The sequence below is a fragment of the Streptomyces sp. NPDC001700 genome, assembly GCF_053596435.1.
The window spans coordinates 261,022-278,261 of the sequence record NZ_JBSFGE010000002.1; the positions used below are offsets into that span (position 1 = coordinate 261,022).

Below are 17,240 nucleotides of genomic sequence, written 5' to 3' on the forward strand. Positions count from 1 at the left end.
CCCCTGCTCCCGCCTCTCCCTCTACCCCCACCAGCCACTGCCCGCAGTCGCGGGCCGGTCACCGCGATCGGCCCGTCCCGGTCGGTCCGCAGCACGGCGGCACCCCTGGTTTCCAGGGCCGCGACAGTACGGGGCGATGGATGCCCATACGGGTTGTCCGCACCGCAGGAGATCAGGGCGATCCGTGGGCGCAGCCGGTGGATCAGCCGCGGGTCCTGGTAGGCCGAGCCATGGTGGGCGACCTTGAGCACATCCACCGGGGGCAGCGCCGGATGCGCCGTCAGCAGCGCCTGCTGGGCGGGGGGTTCCAGATCGCCGAGGAGCAGCAGGGTCAGGCCCGCCGTACGGACCAGCAGGGTCACACTCGCGTCGTTCGGCCCCTCCTGCGGCGGGGTAGCGGGTGGAACGGCGGCCGGGGAGGCGGGGCCCGGCCACAGGACCTCCCAGGACAGCGGGCCCGACCGGCGCCGCTCCCCCGGCACGGCCGTCACCACGGGCACCCGTGCCGCCACGGCCAGGCGCCGCACGTCCGCGGCCTGGCCGGGCGGTTCCGCCAGCCCGGTCGTCTCGATCGCCCCCACCGAGCGGCCGCGCAGCACCCCGGGCAGCCCGGCCACGTGGTCGGCGTGGAAGTGGGTGAGGACGAGGAGCGGGACGCGGACCACGCCCAGCGTCCGCAGACAGCGGTCGACGGCCCGTGGTTCGGGACCGGCGTCCACGACGACGGCCGTGCCGGGGCCCGCCGCCAGGACCAGGGCGTCCCCCTGGCCCACATCGCAGGCCACCATGCGCCAACCGGGCGGCGGCCACCCGGTGATGACCCGGGTCAGCGGCGCGGGCCGGACCACCGCGAGCAGCAGGAGCAGCGCGCAGACCGCCCCCAGCCACCGGTGCCGCAGCAGGTGGCGCCCCAGGAGGACGGCTACCAGGGTGACCGCCGCCAGCAGCAGCCCACCGGGCCAGCCGCCCGGCCAGCCCGCCTCCGCCCCGGGCAGCCCCGCGCCGGTCCTGGCCACCCCGGCGATCCACTCGGCAGGCCAGCCCGCGGGCCAGGCGATCCACCGGGCGACCGGAAGCGCGAACGGGGCCACCGCGAGCGCGGCGGAGCCGAGGATCATGGCAGGTCCCACCGCCAGCTCGGCGAAGAGATTGCAGGGGATCGCCACCAGGCTCACCCGCTCGGCCATCATCACCACCACCGGGGCGCACACCGCCTGCGCCGCGGCGGCGGCCGCCAGCATCTCGGCGGGCCGGGGCGGCACTCCACGGCGCCGCAGGGCGGCGCTCCACCCCGGTGCGAAGGTGAGCAGCGCGCCGGTGGCCAGGACGGACAGCAGGAACCCATAGCTCCGGGCGAGCCACGGGTCGTACAGCAGCAGCGCGAGGACCGCGGCGGCCAGGGCCGGGAGCAGGGAGCGGCGGCGTCCGGTGCCGATGGCAAGCAGCGTGATCAGGCCGCATGCCGCCGCCCGCAGCACGCTGGGGTCGGGTCTGCAGACGATCACGAAGCCGAGCGTGAGCGCGCCGCCGAGCAGGGCCGTCGTCCGGAGCCGTATGCCGAGCGCCGCGGCCAGCCCGCGCCGCTCGGCCCGCGCGGCGAGGTGGGGAGGGCCGGTCAGCAGCGCCAGCAGCAGCGTGAGGTTGCTCCCGGAGACGGCCAGCAGATGCGTCATGTCCGTGGCCCGGAACGCCTCGTCGAGATCCGGCGGTACCCGTGAGGTGTCTCCCACGACCAGCCCCGGCAGCAGTGCCCGCGCGTCCGGGGACAGCCCGTCGGTCGCCGTCCGCAGCCCGGCGCGCAACCGGCCCGCGAACCGCTGGACCGAGCTGGGCGCCCCGATGACGCGCGGCGGCCCGCCGCCACCGCGCACCACCGCCGCGACCCGGTCCCCCTCGTGCAGCGGTGGCGCCAGGCGGCCGTGCACCCGCAGCCGCGTGGACGGCAGCAGCCGCAGCCACGCCGCGCGCTGCCGGGCCTCCGGGCGGACCGTGACCAGGACCGGGGCCCGGGTGTCCGTCGTCGTGCCGTCGGGCCCGGTGATCCTGGTGGCCTCGGCCTCGACCACCACCGAGACGGGCGCCAACGCGGCGCCGCGCACCCGGGGGCGGCTGAGCCTCGGATCGCGCGTGACCGTCACCTCGGCCGTAGCCTCGGCGAACTCCCCGGCCAGCGCCGGGACCGGTCCGCGCCGCACATCCGCCGCGTGCAGCGCGGCGACCGCCCCCGCCGTGGCCCCGCACAGCAGGACCGCCGCCACGGCCCCCGCCGTCCGCCGCCGGGTCCGGCCCATGGCGGCCCGGCGCCGACGGGTCCCGTACAGCAGGACGGCTGCCGCCAGGAAGGCTCCCGCGCAGGCCACGGCCACCGTGCGGCCCGACGTGCCCAAGGCGATCGCCGCCGCGGCCCAGGCCGCCAGCGCGGGCGGCACCAGGCGGAGGTCCGCCGGGCCCTCCTGGCGGGGATCGGACGCCCCGCGCGGAGAGGCGGCCGCCGCGTGCACCGCGGCGCGGGTGCGGGTGGTTGGTAGGGACGTCATGGCTGAACCAGCGGGCGGAGATCCGCGAACCGGCGGTCGCCGATGCCGTTGACCTCGCGAAGCTCATCGATGGAGCGGAATCCGCCGTGCTGGGTGCGGTAGTCGAGGATGTGGCGGGCCAGGACCGGGCCGACCCCCGGCAGGGTGTCGAGCTGTTCCGCCGTCGCCGAGTTGAGGCTGATCACCCCGGCGGCCGGTGCGGCGGGTCCGGGCCCTGCACCTGGGCCGGGGGCCGGGCCGGTGGCGGCGGGGCCTGCCGGGGCCTGGTTCGCCGGGGCGCCGACCACGATCTGCTCACCGTCCACCAGGGGCCGGGCCCGGTTCAGTCCGCTCGTGTCCGCGCCCGGCCGCGCCCCGCCTGCCGCCTTGAGCGCATCGGCGACCCGTGCCCCGGACGGCAGTTGGCGCAGCCCCGGACGGCGGACCTTGCCCGTCACATCGACCACGACCGACCGTCCGCCGCCAGCCCCGTCCGTCGGTCCTGGGCTGGCGGCCGCCGCACGCGCGGGCTCGGGCTCGGGAGCCCGCACGGTCTGCGGGCGGCCGCTCCAGAAGTGGTAGACGGCGAAGGCCACCGCGACGACGAGGGCGACCGCGAGCGCGGCGACGGTCCGTAACTCCATGCCGCAGCGCAGCTGAAGCCATAGCGGAAGGCGTTCGCGCAGCGCCAGCCACATCCGTTCACGGCGGCGAAGCGGCGAGCCGGGCCCGCGGCCGGTCTTCTCCTCGGGGGCGTCCTCGCCCCCGCCGTCCGGCACGGCCCAACGCGGCACGCGCCGCCGGGCCTGGCCGCCGGACTCCCGTCCCGAGGGCACGCCCACGTCGTCGACCGAGCCGACACCCGCTCCCAACCCCCGGACGGACGCCCGCCTCGGCCTCGGCGCCACCCCCGACCCGGGTGCCGGATTCGGAGGGGCGACCGGGCTTGGAGACGGCGCCGGAACTGGCACGGTCCCCCGACTCGCAGCAGGCCCCGCGCCCTTGGCGGCCGCCCGCCTCGACGCAAACACCGCCCCCAGGTCAGACACCCCGCCCACGCCCAAGTCCGCCCGGCCAAACCCGGACGCCTGCCCCGAGGCGGTCACCGCACCCGAGACCGAGGCCGCCCCTGAGCCAGATGCCCGGCCCACCCCTGGCGCCTGGCCCGGAACGGACGCCGGAACCGGGGCGGACGGCAGAACCGGGGCCCTGGTCGAGGTCCAAGCGGACGCCGGAGCCGAAGCAGACCCTGGGCCCGGGGTGGGGACTGGGCTTGCGGCGGATGCCGGACTAGCAGCGGGCGCTGGGCGCGAGGCAGGAGCCGAAGCCGAGCCAGGAGCAGAAGCCCGACCCCCGGCAGGCACCGAACCTGGAGCAGGCGCCGGGCTGGCGGCAGGCGCCTGAGCCGAACCGGACACCGTGCCAGGAGTAGGGGCGCGACTCCACACGGGCACCGGGCCGCGAGCAGAGGCCGGACCCCGAGCGGGCGCCGCGCGTAGAGCGAGGGCCGGGCTGGCGGCGGGAGCCGAAGGCGCAGCGGGCGCCGGGCTGGCGGCGGGCGCCGGAGCCGAACCAGACACCGGGCCAGGAGCAGAAGCCGGACCCCAAGCAGGCACCGAGACCGGAGCGGGCGCCGGGCTGGCGGCGGGCGCCGGAGCCGAACCAGACACCGGGCCAGGAGCAGAGGCCCCACCCCGAGCAGGCAGCGGGCCAGGAGCAGAGGCCGGGGGCCGGGTGGGAGGCGGGGGTGGCTGTGTGGCGGGGGGTGTTGGGGGGTTAGGGCTTCGGATGGGTGGGGTGGGGAAGAGGGCCGCCGCGCGGGCGTGGCGGGGTGGTGGGGCCGGGCAGCGGGGGGCCGTGAGGCGGCGGTGGGGACGGGCCTCGCGGTGGCGGCCTCGGGCCGGACGGGCGGTAACTGTGTGTGATCGGGTCCTCATGCCACCCGACGGTAGGCACCCGCGCCCGATCCCGCTGAGCGGTCACGGATTCCGGGGATAACCCGGGGTTTGTGGAAAAGTCCGTCACCCGAGCAGGTGATCAGCGCGGTGAGACCACCGCGCCCAGCAGCCCCGGCCCGGTGTGCGCCCCGATCACCGCGCCCACCTCGCTCACGTACAGCTCCACGAGCCCCGGTACCCGCTCCCGCAGCCGCTCCGCGAGGGCGGTCGCGCGCTCGGGCGCCGCGAGGTGCTGGACGGCGATATCCACCGGGCTCCGGCCCGCCCGCTCCACCACGATCTCCTCGAGCCGGGCGATCGCCTTGGAGGCGGTGCGGACCTTCTCCCGCAGTTCGATCCGGCCCTCGTCGACCTGGAGCAGCGGTTTGACCGCGAGTGCGGAGCCGAGGAGGGCCTGCGCCGCGCCGATGCGGCCGCCACGGCGCAGATAGTCGAGGGTGTCGACGTAGAAGTAGGCGGCGGTGCCGTCGGCCCGCTTCTGGGCCGCCGCGACGGCCTCGTCCAGCGTGCCGCCGCCCTCCGCGGCCTCGGCCGCCGCCAGGGCGCAGAAGCCGAGCGCCATCGCGACCATGCCGCTGTCCACCACCCGCACCGGTACAGGCGCGTCCTGCGCGGCGAGCACCGCCGCATCGTAGGTGCCGGAGATCTCGGCGGACAGATGCAGCGAGACGATGCCGGTCGCGCCCTCCGCCGCGGCCGCGCGGTAGGCGTCCGCGAAGGTCCCCGGGCTGGGCCGGGACGTGGTCACCGGCTTGCGCTTCTGCAGGGCCTCCGCGAGTGACAGGGCCGAGATCTCGGTCCCTTCCTCCAGCGCCCGGTCTCCGAGCACCACCGTCAGCGGCACGGCGGTGATGCGATGCCGCTCCATCGCCTCCTGCGGCAGGTAAGCCGTTGAATCGGTCACGATCGCGACATGGCGGGACATGACTGGGAGATTATCCGGGGAGGCCCCGGGCCGACAGCGCGACCCCACCGACGATCACCGACCCTACCGGTAAGCCCGTGGTCAGGCGGTGTTCTCGGGGCGGGCGGACTTCTGCCAGGAGTACGGCTGCGGCCGCGGCGCGGTCCCCAGGGAGGGCGGGTCCTGCCGGGGCCGGGGCGCTTCCTGGCGCGGCGGGTCCTGCCGGGATGCGGGCTTCGCGGGCTCGCCCGCAGGCTCGGGCTCCGCCGCCGTCCAGTGCCGCAGCGCCCCCGCCTCCATCTCGATCTCGCGTCCCAGCGCGTCCAGCTCGTCGTGGGCGAACCGCTGGGCCCGCTCCCGCACCGCCCACCGCAGCGAGTCCGCGGAGTGCGTGATCCGCTCCGTACGCTCCCGCAGCTCCGGGAGCAGGGCGGCGAGGCGGGTCCGGTCGGGCTCCCGCTCCAGCCGCTTCAGGTCGTCGTCCAGCTCGCGGCCGTGTTCGCTGAGCCGCCGGAACAGGTCCAACGACTCCGCGACGGAGCGGTCTTGGCCCGCCACCGCCTGCAGCGCCTGCTCGGTGGCGGACATCGACGAACGCAGCGACAGCCGCAGCTCGGCCAGCTCACCGGCCGCGCCCGGGCGGGAGAACTGGCGGGCCCGGAGCCGGGTGTCCTCGACCGTGCGGCGGGCCTGGTCCACGGTGCGATCGAGTCCGCGCTTGGCCGTCCTGACCACCCGCACGGTGACATAGGCGCCGGTCACCATGAACATGATGAAAAGCAGCAACAGGATCCAGATGGCTTCCATGTGCGCTCCTTCGGGCGGCGGTCACCGCGGTGGCAGCTGTCCTCCCAGCGTAAACGGACCGGGCGGGCCGAGGGTTCCTGACGAACCCCCAGCCCGCCCTTACGGGTATCCCCCGAGCCCCGAGCGGTCAGGCCGGAACGATGTTCACCAGCTTCGGCGCCCGCACGATCACCTTGCGAATGCCCGCGCCGTCCAGCGCCGCGACCACCGCCGGGTCGCCCAGGGCCAGCGCCTCCAGCTCCTCGTCGGAGACCGACGGAGCGACCTCCAGCCGGGCCTTGACCTTGCCCTTGATCTGGACGACGCAGGTCACCGTCTCGTCCACGACGTACGCCGGGTCGGCGACCGGGAAGGGCTCGTGGACGACCGACGCCTCGTGGCCCAGCTTGCGCCACAGCTCCTCGGCGATGTGCGGGGCCAGCGGCGCGATCAGCAGCACCATCCGCTCGGCGACCGAGCGCGGCACCTCGCGCACCTTGGTGACGTGGTTGTTCAGCTCGGTGATCTTGGCGATGGCGGTGTTGAAGCGCAGCCCCACCATGTCCTGCCGGACCCCGTCGATCGCCTTGTGCAGGGCGCGCAGCGTGTCCTCGTCGGGCCCCGCGTCAACGACGGTGACCTCGCCGGAGGCCTCGTCCACGACGTTCCGCCACAGCCGCTGCAGCAGCCGGTACTGGCCGACGACCGCGCGGGTGTCCCACGGGCGCGAGACGTCCAGCGGGCCCATGGCCATCTCGTACAGGCGCAGCGTGTCCGCCCCGTACTCGGCGCAGATCTCGTCCGGGGTGACAGCGTTCTTCAGGGACTTGCCCATCTTGCCCAGCAGACGGGTGACCTTCTCGCCCTCGTACCAGTACGCCCCGTCCCGCTCCTCGACCTCGGCGGCCGGGACGGCGATGCCGCGGCTGTCCCGGTAGACGTAGGCCTGGATCATGCCCTGGTTGTACAGCTTGTGGAACGGCTCGGCCGACGAGACATGGCCCAGGTCGAACAGCACCTTGGACCAGAAGCGGGCGTACAGCAGGTGCAGCACCGCGTGCTCGGCGCCGCCGACGTACAGGTCGACACCGCCGTGCGGCTGGCCGTCGCGCGGGCCCATCCAGTAGCGCTCGGTGCCGGGGTCGACCAGCCGCTCGCCGTTGCGCGGGTCCAGGTAGCGCAGCTCGTACCAGCAAGAGCCCGCCCAGTTGGGCATGGTGTTGGTCTCGCGGCGGTACGGGCGCGTGCCCCGCCCGTCGCCCAGGTCCAGCTCCACGTGGACCCACTCCTCGTTCCGGGACAGCGGGGTCTCCGGGGAGGTGTCGGCGTCGTCCGGGTCGAAGGTGCGCGGCGAGTAGTCCTCGACCTCGGGCAGCTCCAGCGGCAGCATCGACTCGGGCAGCGGGTGGGCCACGCCGTCCTCGTCGTAGACGATCGGGAAGGGCTCGCCCCAGTAGCGCTGGCGGCTGAACAGCCAGTCGCGCAGCCGGAAGTTGACGGTGCCCTCACCGATCGAGCGGGCCTCCAGCCATTCGGTGATCCGGGCCTTGGCCTCGGTCACGCCCAGGCCGTCCAGCGAGACGCCGTCACCCGCCGAGTTGACGATCTTGGCGTCGTACGAGCCGAACGCGTCGTCCCAGGTCGACGGGTCGGTACCGCGATCATCAGAGGGCTCGACGACGCAGCGCATCGGCAGCTCGAAGGCGCGGGCGAAGGCGAAGTCGCGGCCGTCGTGCGCCGGGACGGCCATGATCGCGCCGGTGCCGTAGCCCATCAGCACGTAGTCGGCGATGAAGACCGGCACCCGGTCGCCGCTGACCGGGTTGACCGCGTACGCACCGGTGAAGACGCCGGTCTTGTCCTTGGCCTCGGCCTGCCGCTCGACGTCCGACTTGGCCGCGGCCTGCTTGCGGTACGCGTCCACAGCGGCGGCCGGGGTGGCGTGGCCGCCGGTCCACACGTCGTGGGTGCCCTCGGGCCAGGCGGCCGGGACGATGGAGTCGACCAGGTCGTGCTCGGGCGCCAGCACCATGTAGGTCGCGCCGAACAGGGTGTCCTGGCGGGTGGTGAAGACCGTGATCTTCGCGTCGGCGTGGTCCTTCACCGGGAAGTCCACCCGGGCGCCCTCGCTGCGGCCGATCCAGTTGCGCTGCTGCAGCTTGATGGCCTCGGGCCAGTCCAGCGCGTCCAGGTCGTCCAGCAGCCGGTCCGCGTAGGCGGTGATCCGCATGTTCCACTGGCGCAGCTTGGCCTTGAAGACCGGGAAGTTGCCGCGCTCGGAGCGGCCGTCCGCGGTGACTTCCTCGTTGGCCAGCACGGTGCCCAGCCCTGGGCACCAGTTGACGGGCGCGTCCGAGGCGTACGCCAGGCGGTAGCCGCCCAGGACGTCCGCCCGCTCGGCCTCGGTCAGCGCGTCCCAGGCGCGCCCGTCGGGGGTGGCGCGCTCACCGGAGGCGAACTGCTCCACCAGGGTGTCGATCGGGCGCGCGGTCTTCGCCTCCGGGTCGTACCAGGAATTGAAGATCTGCAGGAAGATCCACTGGGTCCACTTGTAGTAGTCCGGGTCGATCGTGGCGAAGGAGCGGCGCGGGTCGTGGCCCAGGCCCAGCTGTCGCAGCTGGCGCCGCATGTTGATGATGTTGGCGTCGGTGCTGGCCCGGGGGTGGGTGCCGGTCTGCACCGCGTACTGCTCGGCGGGCAGGCCGAAGGCGTCGAAGCCCAGGGTGTGCAGGACGTTGTGACCCGTCATGCGGTGGTAGCGGGCGTACACATCGGTGGCGATGTAGCCCAGCGGATGGCCCACGTGCAGCCCCGCACCCGAGGGGTACGGGAACATGTCCATGACGAACTTCTTCGGGCGGGCGACGACATCGGCGTCACCGGTCAGGTCGCCGCCCGGGTTGGGAGCGTTGTACGTGCCGTTCGCGTCCCAGAAGTCCTGCCAGCGGGCCTCGATGTCAGCGGCCAGCGCGGCCGTGTAGCGGTGCGGCGCGGCCACCTCGGCTGCGGCATTGGTCTCGCTCATGATCCTCAAAGCTCCATTGGTCGTCTCTGCCCGCGGTACAGGCCGATTCCCTCTTGTCCGGTGAAACAAAAAGGCCCCTCACACAGGAGGGGACGCCGCGCCGATGCCGACCGAAGATGATCGCGGTCGGGACTGATCAGCGCGGCCCGCTAAGCAGAAGGCGTACGGCACGCATGGGGTCAGGTTACCGCAGGGCACCGAGGACCCGCATCGAGGTTGTACGCGAGCGAGGAAACGCGAAACGGGCCGTCCGCTCCGGACGGCCCGCTCCTGGGATTGTGGAGCTAAGGAGAATTGAACTCCTGACCTCCTGCATGCCATGCAGGCGCTCTACCAACTGAGCTATAGCCCCAGGTCTTGCTGTTCCGCCCGGTTTCCCTGTCCGGTTCCCCTCGGCGGCATCGCCTACATTACACGGACGCCCCGGGCTTTAGCCAAATCGATTGCCGCGCGGGTCCTGACCAGTGCCCTCACGCCGTCGCGAACGAGTAGAAACGCTTCAGCGTGCAGTGCTCTTCGAGGAGCCGACCATAGATCGGCTCGCCCTCCAGCTCCCGATAGGTCTCGATCGGGTCGCCCTTGATGATCAGCGCCTGGGCGCACTCCGCGCACCAGTACTGGTAGTCGGAGTTGAGCGGCTCCATGTCCCGGACGATGGGTGTGCCGCCGCCACACCAGTCACATTTCCGGCTGTGTGCTCCCATGTCACTCAGCTCCAGCTGTGGCCGCAGGCCGTACACACGTAGGAAACACCGCCGTTGTCACCGAGTACCTGAGCCACATGGCCGGAGCCGCAGGCCGGGCATTCGATGCCCTCCCGAGCTGCCTCGGAAAGGTCCTCGAACGCGTCGAGGATGCTGGTCGGCATCCCACCCGTCCCTCCCCATCGGACTATCGGCCCTGCGCCCCCGCCGGCGGTCCGATTCTGCCACGGGGCGACGCCCAGGTCAGCGGAGATGCGAACAGACGCCTCACCAGACTCATCAGCGCCCCGCACACCGCCACTTCCGCCGAGCCTCGCGCGCTCGGGCGGTGTCGTCCAACCTACCCAGGAAGATCGCACCGAACCCAGCCACCCCGGCGACAGGCCGAGTTGAGCCGACGTCAACAGGGGGCGGCCACAGGCGAGACGGGCCACGCACACGCGCCGCGCGCACAAAAGCGGCGATCCCGCCTCCCGGTGAGGGAGACGGGATCGCCGCCATCTGTGGAGCTAAGGAGAATTGAACTCCTGACCTCCTGCATGCCATGCAGGCGCTCTACCAACTGAGCTATAGCCCCGCTGCTCTCCGCGCCGCTGCGCTTCGAACAAGAAGGAGCTTAGCCGGTGACCAGCCGGAAAAGGAAATCGAGCCGGGAGGGGGCCGCCGGCCGTCGCCTAGGCGTCGCCTAGGCGTCGTCACCGAGGACGGGCTCGGGGAGCGATCCGGCGTTGTGCTCCAGCAGCCGCCAGCCGCGCGCGCCCTCACCCAGCACCGACCAGCAGCAGTTCGAGAGGCCGCCGAGCGCCTCCCAGGTGTGCGCCTCCAGGCCGAGCAGCCGCCCGATGGTGGTGCGGATCGTGCCGCCGTGACTGACCACCACGAGGGTGCCGCCGTCAGGCAGCTTCTCGGTGGCCTCCAGCACGACCGGCGCCGCCCGGTCGGCGACCTCGGACTCCAGCTCGCCGCCGCCGCGCCGCACCGGCTCGCCGCGCTTCCACGCCGCGTACTGGTCGCCGAACCGCTCGATGATCTCCTCGTGCGTGAGCCCCTGCCACTCACCGGCATAGGTCTCCCGCAGCCCCGCGTAGTGGTCGACCGTGAGCCCGGTCACGGTCGCCAGCTCGGCGGCGGTCGCCACGACCCGCTTGAGGTCGGAGGCGACGATCGCGTCCGGCCGCAGCCCGGCCAGCAGCCGGGCCGCGCGGTGGGCCTGGGCGACGCCGGTGTCGGTCAGCTCGATGTCCAGCGAGCCCTGGAAACGGCGCTCGATGTTCCAGGCCGTCTGGCCGTGCCGCCACAGGACTATGCGGCGGCCGCGGCCGCTCATGGTGCCGTTCAGCTCAGCTCACCGCCCGCACCGCCGTCCGGGCCCTGCGCCTGCGCGTACTCCTCCGCCTTGCCGCGGGTGGCCTGGGCGTCGGCCGGAAGCTCCAGCTGCGGGCAGTCCTTCCACAGCCGCTCCAGGGCGTAGAAGACGCGCTCCTCGCTGTGCTGGACGTGCACCACGATGTCCACATAGTCCAGCAGCACCCAGCGGGCCTCGCGGTCGCCCTCGCGGCGCACCGGCTTGGCACCGAGGTCCTTGTTCAGCCGCTCCTCGATCTCGTCGACGATCGACTTGACCTGGCGGTCGTTGGGCGCCGAGGCCAGCAGGAAGGCGTCGGTGATCGAGAGCACGTCGCTGACGTCGTACGCGATGATGTCGTGCGCGAGCTTGTCGGCGGCTGCCTGGGCGGCGGCGTTGATGAGCTCGATGGAGCGGTCCGTGGCGGTCACAAGCGAGGCTTTCCGGTCGGTGGGGACCCTCAGGGTCTGGCCCCCCAAGGGTCTCACGCCCCACCGACACCGCTCGCGGCCATTACCCCGTGACCGCCGTGACCCTCGTGACTCTCCTGGCCCTCCGGTCGGCCGCGACTCAGCCCTGGGGGTCGTAGTCCGCGCCGAGGACCACCGTCACGTCCGCGTTGGCCGCGCCCTTGCCCTTGGTGACCGACGTCGCGGGCAGTCCGAGGGTCTTGGCGACCTCCTTGGCCTGCCCGGCCTGCTTGGCGTCCGCGTACGTCACCCGCGAGGTCTGCTGCGGAGAGCCGCCCTCGGTGGCCGCGACGACCGTGAAACCGCCGTTGACCAGCGCGACCCGGGCGGCGCCCGACGCGTCCTGGCCACCCCCCGCGCTGGTCACGCTCACCCGCGCCGCGGAGCCCGGGTCGGTGTTCTTGACCGTGCCGCCGAGGACGCTCTTGACGACCCGGTCGGTCGCCCGGGCGCTGAGCGTGCCGTCGCTCTGGACCGGCAGCATCATCGTGTCGTAGTCGCCGCCCTTGGCCTGTCCGGCGAGCCGCGCCAGCGAGGCGCCGAGCTGCTGCTCGGACAGCGACGGGTCGGGGATCTGGGCCAGCTGCTCGACGGTCTTGGTGGCGCCGCCCGTGTCGCTGGAGACCTTCTTCAGGGAGGCGTCCATGACCTGGCCGAACCGCGCGAGCTGCTTGGTCTGCGCCTCGCCCGGGGCCCGGTAGGTGGCGTACGCCACCGCCGCCTGGCCGCTCAGCACCTGCTCCTTGCCCCGCTTGACCAGCGGGTCCTCGCCCTTCCGGGCCGCCGGGACGGTGGTGTCGGTGTCCAGGGTGATGCTGCCGACCAGCTCGACGAGGTTCTCCAGATAGGGCGTGTCCAGCCGCCAGGTGCCCTGGATCTTCGAGCCCAGCAGGGTGGACAGGGAGTCCCGGGTGGCGTCCGAGCCCTCGTCGGTCACCGACTTGCCGAGCGTGGTGGAACCGCCGTCCTCGGTGGAGACGGACAGGTCGTTCGGCAGCAGGACGGTGGTGCCCTTCTTGGTGGTCTCGTTGTCCACCAGCAGCGCGGTGGACGTACGGCCGCCCTTCAGCTCCCGCAGATGGACGACGATCACGTCGCGCTTCTGCGGCCCCCCGGCCGCCGCCTGGGCGTCGCCGTCGGCGGAGAGACCGGGCAGCTCGCCCGCGTACCAGAGGTAGCCGACCCCGCCCACGGCGGCGAGGACCAGCACCGTGACGAGCGCGACGAACCGGTTGCGGCCCTTGCGGCGGCGCTCGTCACGCCGCTCGGAGCGGGTCTCGGCGAACTTCAGCCAGTCGATGACGTCTTCGGAGTCCTCGTCGGGCTCCTCCACGAAGGAGAACTGCTCGGTGCGGTACTCCGGACCCTCCGGATCCGTGCCGGGCTTGCCCGCGCCGCCGGGCTTCCGGGGGCCGTCCCGGTCCGGGGCCGAAGGGGCCGAGGGAGCCGAGGGGGCCGGGGCGGAGGCGCCGCGGGACGGCTCCTGCCCGGCCAGCTCGGCCAGCTCCTCGTACGGGTTCGGCTCGTCCTCCTCGGCCGGGGCGGCCGGTGCGGGCGGGGCGGGGGCAGCGGGTGCGGCAGGCGTGGCGTAGCCGTAGCCCTGCTGCCCGTACTGGTCCTGCTGCTGGACGTCCTGCGGATAGTGCTGCTGCTGTCCGTAGTACGGGTCGTACGGCTGCTGCGTCTGCGGATACTGCGTCTGCGCCTGCTGGGCCTGTTGCGCCTGCTGCGCCTGGCCGTACGGGTCGTAGCCGTATCCGTAGCCGTCCTGCTGCCCCTGCTGCTGCCCGTAGTACGACGACGGGTCGTAACCCTGCTGCGTCCCCGGAGGCTGGTACACCGGCTGCCCATAGGCGTCGTAGCCGTAGATCTGCGGCTCCTGGGCATACGGATCCCGCGCGTACGGGTCGTACGGGTCCTGTCCGTCGTTCACCGGTACCCCTTCAGCAGTCGTGCCGGTACAGCTCTCGCTTGTCGATGTACCGCACCACACCGTCCGGCACCAGGTACCAGACGGGTTCGCCGTGTGCGACACGCGCCCGGCAGTCCGACGACGAGATCGCCAGCGCCGGAACCTCGACCAGCGACACCCCACCCTCCGGCAGTCCCGGGTCGGCCAGTATGTGCCCGGGACGCGTCACGCCGATGAAGTGGGCGAGCGAGAACAGCACTTCGGCGTCGCGCCACGTGAGGATCTGGGCGAGCGCGTCCGCTCCGGTGATGAAGAACAGGTCCGCGTCACCGTTGAGCGCGCGCAGATCCCGGAGCGTGTCCGTGGTGTACGTCGCGCCGCCGCGATCGATGTCGATACGGCTGACCGAGAACTGCGGGTTCGACGCGGTCGCGATGACCGTCATCAGATAGCGGTCCTCGGCCGGGGAAACCTTTTTGTGGCTCTTCTGCCACGGCTGCCCGGTCGGTACGAACACGACCTCGTCCAGGTGGAACTGCGACGCCACCTCACTCGCCGCGACCAGGTGACCGTGGTGGATCGGGTCGAACGTCCCGCCCATCACACCGAGCCGCCGCTTGGCCGGCCCCTTCTCCTCTTCCATGCGTGCAGACCCTACTGGGCCCGGCTCGAAACCGGGGCCCGAAGAGGCAACGGCCCAGGTCAGCGGTCCCGGTTGAAGCGGGTGGTGATCCACAGCAGCAGGAACAGGATGACCAGAGCGGCACCGCCGGTCATGTAGGGGCTGATGCTCTCGTGGGTGTCCACGTGCTCACCGCCCCCGCTCGCCAGGGTGGTCAGGGCAGCATGTGCGGTGCTGAAAGCGCTCATCGCAGGCGATACCTATCCGGGTCTCGGCGTCACGTCACGTCCGCCACATCGTATGCGAGCCGGATTCCGGGGCTGCTCTCAGTGTGCCCTTCGGCCCGCCCTCAGTCCTGTTTGTACCCCCGCAGCAGGAACCACGCGACCAGGACGGATCCCACGACGCCTACGACGATGACCGTGCGCAGCAGCGCTCCCGGTCCCTGGTCCTTGGAAGTGGCGGCGAGCACGGTGGTGAGGCCAGTCATATCGGGCATGTCTCCACGCTAGCCCCCCGCCCGGCAGGGCCTAAGGTGGGGTCCACCAGGGGGGACGGACACGGCCGAGGCACTGCGGGAACAGTCCGCACGAGGGGGACGGATGAGCGACAGCCATACCCATGGGACCGGCGACGGGAGCGGCGCCGGAGAGGGACGCGAGCATGTGCCCAGCCGCGAGAGGCGGCGGTTCCCGGGCATTTCCTCACGCGCGTACGAACATCCGGCCGACCGCTCGGCGCTGATCGCGCTGCGCAAGCTGACCGGTTTCGACACCGTCTTCAAGGCGCTCAGCGGGCTGCTGCCCGAGCGCAGTCTGCGGCTGCTGTACCTGTCCGATTCGGTGCGGGTGAGCGACCGGCAGTTCGCCCACCTCCACGACATGCTGCGGGACGCCTGCTACATCCTGGACCTGGAGCAGGTCCCGGCGATGTACGTCGCGCAGGACCCGAAGCCGAACGCGATGTGCATCGGCATGGACGCGCCGATCATCGTGCTGACCACCGGGCTGGTGGAACTGCTCGACGCGGAGGAGATGCGGGCGGTCATCGGCCATGAGGTGGGCCACGCGCTGTCGGGGCACTCCGTCTACCGGACGATACTGCTGTTCCTGACGAACCTCGCCCTGAAGGTCGCCTGGATCCCGCTCGGCAATGTGGCGGTACTGGCCCTAGTGACGGCGCTGCGCGAGTGGTTCCGCAAGTCGGAGCTGTCGGCGGACCGGGCGGGGCTGCTGGTCGGGCAGGACCTGCGGGCCTCGATGCGCGGGCTGATGAAGCTCGCGGGCGGCCACCATCTGCACGAGATGAACGTGGACGCCTTCCTGGAGCAGGCCGAGGAGTACGAATCCAGCGGGGATCTGCGGGACTCCGTGCTCAAGATCCTGAACATGCTGCCGCGCAGCCACCCGTTCACCACCGTGCGCGCCGCCGAGCTGAAGAAGTGGGCCGCCAGCCGGGACTTCCAGCGGCTCATGGACGGCCACTACCCGCGCCGCGACGAGGACAAGGACACCTCGGTCAGCGACTCGTTCCGGGAGTCGGCGAGCCACTACGCGGAGTCGGTCCGCACCAGCAAGGACCCGCTGATCGCGTTCGTACGGGACGTGGCGGGCGGCGCCGGGGACCTGGGCGGCAAGCTGCGCGACCGGTTCACCGGCGGCGGCAGGCCGGGCGGGGACACCGCCGAGGACACGCCCCCACGGGACCCCCAGGACGGCGGGGAGGGCCAGGAGGGCTCCCCGGGCTCCTCAGGGCCCTCGGGGTCCTCGGGGTCCTCAGGGGACGAGCCGCCCCGGAGCTGACGCGCGGGGCCCCTACGGGGTGGGATGCGTCCCCGGGGAGAGCACGCCGCAGAGGGAGACCGGGGTGCGGCCCGGGGCGTACGGGTCGGTGCCGGTCGGGGCGTCGTTGCGGACGCTCTGCCCGGCCACCAGCGGCCGCAGATATCCGGAGGCGTTCGCGGCGCACCCCTGCGGGCCCGCCAGCACGGAGCTGTGCACCAGCTCCACCCGGTGGTCGCGCAGATCCCCGCGGTCGAAGCGGAACCGGGTCTCCCGGCGGACCGTGAACAGCGAGGCGTGGTCCGGGGCCCGCTCGTGGGCCCGCTGGATCGCGTAGACGAAGACGTGGTCGGCGCTGACCTCCAGGGTCGATGAGGTGCGCTCGACGACCGTCAGCGAGCCGCGCACCCGCACCGGCGCGTTGGCCAGCGTCACCTCGGCCGGGCTGAAGCGGGTCAGCCAGCCGGTGGCCGCGTGGCGGCCGTCGTCGACCGGATGCTCGAAGCTCTGGTCGAACTGGAGCTGCTGGGCGGGATCGAGTAGCAGCCGCACCGCCTGCACCGGGCCTCCGGTGAGCACACCCGGGTCGAGGGTGGACTTCACCACGTAGTCCTTGGCCGTGGTGAGCGCCGTCATCACCTGGCTCTCGGAGAAGCCCTGGGTGCGCCGCACGGCGGGCAGGGTGACCCCCTCGGCGCCGATCCGGAACTCGGCGGCCGGGCTCTCCCGGAACAGCTCCGCGGGCCGCCCGCCGGTCACCTCACCGCGCGGCGAGAGCGGCACCACGCTGCTGCGCAGCGGCTCGACGGCCTGCGGCTCGGGGGCCTGGTAGGGGTGGCGTACGCCCATGTAGACGGCCGCGGCGAAGGCGAAGGCGATCAGCAGGACGAGGACGACGGCCTGCCGCGACGCCCCGGCGCGGGCCCAGGCGCGACGGCTGCGCACCGCGCGGGAGTGGTCGTCCATGCGCTCCTGGGCGGAGAACTCCTGGAGCCGGGCAGCACGAACGAACGACTCGTCGAATACGACGGAGCGGTACTCGTCCTCACCACCTCCCGGGACGCCCTCGGGTGTCCCCTCGGGAGGGTCTCCACGCCCGGTCATACCTCAAGAGTAGGTCGCCGGGGGCAGCGGTAAACGCGGTGGTACTCCACAACTGCGCGCACAGTGCGGAGGAAACGCCGCATACGGCGCGACGTGCTACGCGGACGTGACAC

The 17,240-nt window shown here is 72.8% G+C and carries 14 protein-coding genes, 2 tRNA genes and 1 pseudogene; 1 reads left to right on the forward strand and 16 read right to left on the reverse strand.

Translation table 11 applies throughout. The features are described from left to right. Positions 1-272: 272 nt before the first annotated feature. From ACWC5C_RS04660 to ACWC5C_RS04730, 15 genes and pseudogenes are all read right to left on the reverse strand, one after another. Positions 273-2,537 (reverse strand): annotated as a pseudogene (locus ACWC5C_RS04660) (ComEC/Rec2 family competence protein); the annotation flags it as partial. Beyond that, complete coding sequence (locus tag ACWC5C_RS04665; protein WP_450873665.1) at positions 2,534-3,352, reverse strand: helix-hairpin-helix domain-containing protein; 819 nt, start codon at positions 3,350-3,352, stop codon at positions 2,534-2,536. The gene ACWC5C_RS04665 and the pseudogene ACWC5C_RS04660, both read right to left, overlap by 4 nt. Positions 3,353-4,553: 1,201 nt before the next feature. Continuing rightward, entirely contained in the window at positions 4,554-5,399 is an 846-nt protein-coding gene (locus tag ACWC5C_RS04670) for a DegV family protein (RefSeq protein WP_450873667.1), read from the reverse strand. A gap of 81 nt (positions 5,400-5,480) precedes the next feature. Beyond that, a complete protein-coding gene (locus ACWC5C_RS04675; RefSeq protein WP_450873669.1) occupies positions 5,481-6,185 on the reverse strand; it encodes a hypothetical protein in 705 nt (234 codons plus the stop codon). A gap of 127 nt (positions 6,186-6,312) precedes the next feature. Further along, a complete protein-coding gene (gene leuS / locus ACWC5C_RS04680; protein ID WP_450873671.1) occupies positions 6,313-9,189 on the reverse strand; it encodes a leucine--tRNA ligase in 2,877 nt (958 codons plus the stop codon). Positions 9,190-9,468: 279 nt separating this feature from the next. Further along, positions 9,469-9,541 (reverse strand) — tRNA-Ala (locus ACWC5C_RS04685). A 118-nt stretch (positions 9,542-9,659) separates the two neighbouring features. Next, complete coding sequence (locus tag ACWC5C_RS04690; protein WP_009717962.1) at positions 9,660-9,893, reverse strand: hypothetical protein; 234 nt, start codon at positions 9,891-9,893, stop codon at positions 9,660-9,662. A 5-nt stretch (positions 9,894-9,898) separates the two neighbouring features. Then, the gene (locus tag ACWC5C_RS04695; RefSeq protein ID WP_385436083.1) at positions 9,899-10,057 is read right to left on the reverse strand and encodes a hypothetical protein; all 159 of its coding nucleotides are present in this window, start codon (positions 10,055-10,057) and stop codon (positions 9,899-9,901) included. A gap of 340 nt (positions 10,058-10,397) precedes the next feature. Further along, positions 10,398-10,470, reverse strand: a tRNA-Ala gene (locus ACWC5C_RS04700). 108 nt (positions 10,471-10,578) lie between these two features. Next, positions 10,579-11,232, reverse strand: a complete 654-nt coding sequence (locus tag ACWC5C_RS04705) for a histidine phosphatase family protein (RefSeq protein WP_450874000.1) — start codon at positions 11,230-11,232, stop codon at positions 10,579-10,581. Beyond that, a complete protein-coding gene (rsfS, locus tag ACWC5C_RS04710; protein ID WP_385436084.1) occupies positions 11,229-11,669 on the reverse strand; it encodes a ribosome silencing factor in 441 nt (146 codons plus the stop codon). The genes ACWC5C_RS04705 and rsfS overlap by 4 nt, the downstream gene beginning before the upstream one ends. Before the next feature lie 139 nt (positions 11,670-11,808). After that, on the reverse strand, positions 11,809-13,641 hold the full coding sequence (locus tag ACWC5C_RS04715) for an LCP family protein (protein ID WP_450873674.1): 1,833 nt from the start codon (positions 13,639-13,641) through the stop codon (positions 11,809-11,811). A 10-nt stretch (positions 13,642-13,651) separates the two neighbouring features. Beyond that, a complete protein-coding gene (nadD, locus tag ACWC5C_RS04720; protein ID WP_009717958.1) occupies positions 13,652-14,263 on the reverse strand; it encodes a nicotinate-nucleotide adenylyltransferase in 612 nt (203 codons plus the stop codon). Between the two features lie 59 nt (positions 14,264-14,322). Continuing rightward, entirely contained in the window at positions 14,323-14,490 is a 168-nt protein-coding gene (locus tag ACWC5C_RS04725) for a hypothetical protein (RefSeq protein WP_450873676.1), read from the reverse strand. Positions 14,491-14,591: 101 nt separating this feature from the next. Beyond that, a complete protein-coding gene (locus tag ACWC5C_RS04730; RefSeq protein ID WP_385436134.1) occupies positions 14,592-14,741 on the reverse strand; it encodes a hypothetical protein in 150 nt (49 codons plus the stop codon). Between the two features lie 103 nt (positions 14,742-14,844). Between ACWC5C_RS04730 and ACWC5C_RS04735 the strand changes: the two genes are divergently transcribed. Beyond that, positions 14,845-16,044 carry a M48 family metallopeptidase gene (locus ACWC5C_RS04735; protein WP_450873678.1) on the forward strand — a complete coding sequence of 400 codons (1,200 nt, stop codon included), beginning with the start codon at positions 14,845-14,847 and terminating at the stop codon, positions 16,042-16,044. 12 nt (positions 16,045-16,056) lie between these two features. Here ACWC5C_RS04735 and ACWC5C_RS04740 read toward each other — a convergent pair whose 3' ends face one another. Continuing rightward, positions 16,057-17,127, reverse strand: coding sequence for an SCO2583 family membrane protein (locus ACWC5C_RS04740; RefSeq protein WP_450873680.1), 1,071 nt, complete (start codon positions 17,125-17,127; stop codon positions 16,057-16,059). Positions 17,128-17,240: the final 113 nt, after the last annotated feature.

What these genes read in the sequence shown, in the direction of transcription:
- leuS (WP_450873671.1), bottom strand. Translation starts at nt 9,189, where the DNA reads ATGAGCGAGACCAATGCCGCAGCCGAGGTGGCCGCGCCGCACCGCTAC.
- ACWC5C_RS04725 (WP_450873676.1), bottom strand. Translation starts at nt 14,490, where the DNA reads ATGAGCGCTTTCAGCACCGCACATGCTGCCCTGACCACCCTGGCGAGC.
- ACWC5C_RS04735 (WP_450873678.1), top strand. Translation starts at nt 14,845, where the DNA reads ATGAGCGACAGCCATACCCATGGGACCGGCGACGGGAGCGGCGCCGGA.
- ACWC5C_RS04695 (WP_385436083.1), bottom strand. Translation starts at nt 10,057, where the DNA reads ATGCCGACCAGCATCCTCGACGCGTTCGAGGACCTTTCCGAGGCAGCT.
- ACWC5C_RS04740 (WP_450873680.1), bottom strand. Translation starts at nt 17,127, where the DNA reads ATGACCGGGCGTGGAGACCCTCCCGAGGGGACACCCGAGGGCGTCCCG.
- ACWC5C_RS04730 (WP_385436134.1), bottom strand. Translation starts at nt 14,741, where the DNA reads ATGCCCGATATGACTGGCCTCACCACCGTGCTCGCCGCCACTTCCAAG.
- ACWC5C_RS04690 (WP_009717962.1), bottom strand. Translation starts at nt 9,893, where the DNA reads ATGGGAGCACACAGCCGGAAATGTGACTGGTGTGGCGGCGGCACACCC.
- nadD (WP_009717958.1), bottom strand. Translation starts at nt 14,263, where the DNA reads ATGGAAGAGGAGAAGGGGCCGGCCAAGCGGCGGCTCGGTGTGATGGGC.
- ACWC5C_RS04675 (WP_450873669.1), bottom strand. Translation starts at nt 6,185, where the DNA reads ATGGAAGCCATCTGGATCCTGTTGCTGCTTTTCATCATGTTCATGGTG.
- ACWC5C_RS04670 (WP_450873667.1), bottom strand. Translation starts at nt 5,399, where the DNA reads ATGTCCCGCCATGTCGCGATCGTGACCGATTCAACGGCTTACCTGCCG.